The following is a 3,891-nucleotide window of genomic DNA, read 5'->3' on the forward strand; positions in this document are numbered from 1 at the left end:
CGGAAAAATCCAACTTCCCGCGGTCCAAGGTTGGGGAGCAGGGCACAACCCCAAGGACTCTCGTTATGAACGAGGGACGACCGGGGGGCAGGTCACAACCATGCGCTGGACCGGGAAGCCGATCCTGGCCCATTTCGGCGCGCATCGCCCCGACCGGATTTCGACCCAGAGATGCCGCGCCTACACCGCAGCGCGCCGTGCGGCCGGGATCGGCGACGGCTCATCCTGGACAGAACCGGGACACCTGCGCACGGCGCTCAACGGGGCGGCAAGGATGCGCATGATCGAGTTCTCGCCATGCATTGAAAGGCCGCCGAAGCCCTCTCCGCGTGATCGCCACCTGACGCATGTGGAAATCGGCCGGCTGCTGGCCGCCGACTGCGAACCGCATATCGCGCCTGCGATCACCCTGATGCTCTCCACCGCAGCGCGCGTGACGGCAGTCCTGGAACTTGCCTGGGATCGTGTGGACATGAGACGAGGTCAGATCGATCTGCGCCGGGATACCACGGGTCCGAGAAAGGGTCGTGCCGTGGTCCCGATGAAGTCCGGCGCGCGGGCCGCGCTGACCGCCGCGAAAGAGGCGCCCTGAGCGATCAGGTCATCGAATGGAACGGGGGGGTCCGGTGAAATCGATCCGCAAGGGGTTCCAGCGGGCGGTCGCCTCGGCAGGCCTCAAGGACGTGTCCCCGCAGGTGCTCCGGCACACCGCAGCTGTCCATATGGCCGAGGCGGGCGTTCCGACGAGCGAGATCACCCAGTATCTGGGGCATTCCAACGTCTCAGTCACCGGGCGCGTTTACGCCAGATCCTCTCCGACCCACCTGCGCCGCGCGGCCGACGTTCTGGACGTCACGAAGCTCCAAAAGGTTCACGGACCCCGGGGCACTTCGCAAAAACGCCATAAGCCATTGAGAATATGGTGGGTGATAAGAGATTCGAACTCCTGACATCTTCGATGTGAACGAAGCGCTCTACCGCTGAGCTAATCACCCGTGGCGCGCTTGTTATCCGCCCGTGCCGCGCTTTGCAAGAGGGTCGGGGCGAATTGGCTTCGGCTTTTTTCGGGCGCCCGCGCTGCCCCCGGCCCAAAGGCCGGAAACGAAAAGACGCGCCCTCCCGGGCGCGCCCCTTGTCATGGACGGTGCCGGACGTTGCCGCGTCAGTGCGCGACCTGCCCCGCAGTTTCGCCGCCCGAGGCCTTGGCGGCGGCGGCCGCTGCGGCCTCCTCGGCGGCTTCGTCCCATTCGATGGGCTCGGGTTCGCGCACCAAGGCCTGTTTCAGAACCTCGCGCACATGGGCGACCGGAATGATCGTCAGCCCCTCCTTCACGTTGTCGGGGATCTCGCGCAGGTCCTTCTCGTTCTCTTCGGGAATGAGCACCGTCTTGATCCCGCCTCGGAGTGCCGCCAGCAGTTTCTCCTTGAGCCCGCCGATGGCCAGCACATTGCCGCGCAGCGTCACCTCGCCGGTCATCGCGATATCCTTGCGAACCGGGATCTGGGTCAGCACCGACACGATCGAGGTCACCATCGCCACCCCGGCCGACGGCCCGTCCTTGGGCGTGGCACCCTCGGGCACGTGGACGTGGATGTCGATCTTGTCGAAGCGCGGCGGCTTGAAGCCGATATCGGGCGCGATGGAACGGACATAGCTCGACGCGGCATCGATCGATTCCTTCATCACGTCGCCGAGCTTGCCGGTGGTCTTCATCCGGCCCTTGCCCGGCAGCTTGAGCGCCTCGATCGACAGAAGATCCCCCCCGACCGAGGTCCAGGCCAGCCCCGTCACGACGCCGATCTGGTCTTCCTTCTCGGCCAGACCGTAGCGGTACTTCTTGACGCCCAGATAGTCCTCGAGGACATCCGGCCCGATGGTGACCTTGTCGGTCTCCTTCTTGATCAGCTTGGTCACCGCCTTCCGGCCCAGCTTGGCGATCTCGCGTTCGAGGTTCCGCACCCCCGCCTCGCGGGTATAGCGGCGGATGATCTCGGTCAGCGCCTCGGGCGTCAGCTCGAATTCCTTCGCCTTCAGCCCGTGGTTCTTCATCTGCTTGGGCACCAGGTGACGTTCGGCGATCTCGCGCTTCTCGTCCTCGGTGTAGCCCGCGAGGCTGATGATCTCCATCCGGTCCAGAAGCGGCCCCGGCATGTTGTAGCTGTTGGCCGTGGTCAGGAACATCACGTTCGAGAGGTCATATTCGACCTCGAGATAGTGATCGACGAAGGTCGCGTTCTGTTCGGGGTCCAGCACCTCCAGCATGGCCGAGGCCGGGTCGCCGCGGAAATCCTGCCCCATCTTGTCGATCTCGTCGAGCAGGATCAGCGGGTTGGTGGTCTTGGCCTTCTTCATCGCCTGGATGATCTTGCCCGGCATCGAACCGATATAGGTCCGCCGGTGGCCGCGGATCTCGGATTCGTCGCGCACGCCGCCCAGGCTGATGCGGATGAATTCGCGTCCCGTCGCCCGCGCCACCGACTTGCCAAGCGAGGTCTTGCCGACACCGGGCGGGCCGACGAGGCAGAGGATCGGGCCTTTCAGCTTCTGGCTGCGCTGTTGCACCGCCAGATATTCGACGATCCGTTCCTTGACCTTCTCAAGCCCGTAATGGTCGTTGTCCAGAACCTTCTCGGCCGCCGTCAGGTCCTTCTTGACCCGCGATTTCACGCCCCAGGGCAGCGACAGGATCCAGTCGAGATAGTTGCGCACGACCGTCGCCTCGGCCGACATCGGCGACATCGACTTCAGCTTCTTGACCTCGGCCGCGACCTTCTCGGAGGCTTCCTTCGACAGCTTGATGCCGGCGATCCGTTCTTCCAGCTCGGCGATCTCGTTCTGGCCGTCATCGCCATCGCCCAGCTCGCGCTGGATCGCCTTCATCTGCTCGTTCAGATAATATTCGCGCTGGGTCCGCTCCATCTGCGACTTGACGCGGGTCTTGATCTTCTTCTCGACCTGCAGGACCGACATCTCGCCCTGCATCAGGCCATAGACCTTCTCCAGCCGCGCGGCGACGGTCAGCGTTTCCAGAAGCTCCTGCTTCTGCGCGACCTCGACGCCAAGATGGCCCGCGACCAAATCGGCCAGCTTGGCCGGTTCGCGGGTATCGGCGACCGCCGACAGCGCCTCTTCGGGGATGTTCTTCTTGACCTTGGCATAGCGCTCGAACTCGGCGCCGACCGAGCGCAGCAGCGCCTCGACAACCTCCTCGTCGCCCAGTTCCTCGGACAGCGGCTCGCAACTCGCCTCGAAGAAGGACGGATTGTCGAGATAGCCGGTGGTGCGCACCCGCGTCTTGCCCTCGACCAGCACCTTGACGGTGCCGTCGGGCAGCTTGAGCAGTTGCAGCACATTGGCCAGCACGCCGGTCCGGTAGATGCCCTCGGTCGTGGGTTCGTCCACCGCCGGGTCGATCTGCGCCGACAGAAGGATCTGTTTGTCGTCCTGCATCACCTCTTCGAGCGCACGGACGGATTTCTCGCGGCCGACGAAGAGCGGCACGATCATGTGGGGGAAGACCACGATATCGCGCAGCGGAAGGACGGGATAGGAAGAGCTGATATGCTCGGGCATGAGGTATCCTTAGGTTCGCTGGACGGCTACCGGCCCCGATCATCGGCAGCGCATGGCCGTCCCCGGTCTGCTGTCATTATCTGGGGCAATTGGTCGCCAATTCAACATGCCCGCCATGTTCCAGGGTCCAGAATGCCCGCCCGGCGCCCCCGGCGCAAGCGCCGAGACGGCCCCCGTCCGGGCAAAGCCCCGCCAGGGTAAACCCGCCATCAACGGCGCCCCCGCCTAGGTCATGTTGACAAATGGCGGACCCAGAGACGGATCGACGTGATGTCAATGAAGCCGAGGAAGCTCTCAGCGGTCTTGTCGTAGCGGGT

2 protein-coding genes, 1 tRNA gene and 2 pseudogenes are annotated in these 3,891 nt (G+C 64.4%); 2 read left to right on the forward strand and 3 right to left on the reverse strand.

The genetic code is table 11. The features are described 5' to 3' along the window. Window positions 1–592: pseudogene (locus EV657_RS22435) on the forward strand (hypothetical protein); the annotation flags it as partial. A gap of 16 nt (window positions 593–608) precedes the next feature. Beyond that, the gene (locus tag EV657_RS22440; RefSeq protein ID WP_243837778.1) at window positions 609–950 is read left to right on the forward strand and encodes a tyrosine-type recombinase/integrase; all 342 of its coding nucleotides are present in this window, start codon (window positions 609–611) and stop codon (window positions 948–950) included. Here EV657_RS22440 and EV657_RS21160 read toward each other — a convergent pair. The 3 genes and pseudogenes from EV657_RS21160 to EV657_RS21170 all read right to left on the reverse strand — a co-directional run. Then, window positions 921–995: transfer RNA gene (locus EV657_RS21160), tRNA-Val, on the reverse strand. The two genes, EV657_RS22440 and EV657_RS21160, sit on opposite strands and share 30 nt — an antisense overlap. Before the next feature lie 167 nt (window positions 996–1,162). Beyond that, complete coding sequence (lon, locus tag EV657_RS21165) at window positions 1,163–3,574, reverse strand: endopeptidase La (RefSeq protein ID WP_075786948.1); 2,412 nt, start codon at window positions 3,572–3,574, stop codon at window positions 1,163–1,165. Window positions 3,575–3,804: 230 nt separating this feature from the next. Then, window positions 3,805–3,891: pseudogene (locus tag EV657_RS21170) on the reverse strand (IS5/IS1182 family transposase); the annotation flags it as partial.

This window comes from Rhodovulum visakhapatnamense, assembly GCF_004365965.1.
GTDB classification, from domain to species: domain Bacteria; phylum Pseudomonadota; class Alphaproteobacteria; order Rhodobacterales; family Rhodobacteraceae; genus Rhodovulum; species Rhodovulum visakhapatnamense.

Bases quoted from the DNA above. Each gene is read 5' to 3' on its own strand.
- EV657_RS22440 (WP_243837778.1), top strand. From the start codon at position 609: ATGGAACGGGGGGGTCCGGTGAAATCGATCCGCAAGGGGTTCCAGCGG.
- lon (WP_075786948.1), bottom strand. From the start codon at position 3,574: ATGCCCGAGCATATCAGCTCTTCCTATCCCGTCCTTCCGCTGCGCGAT.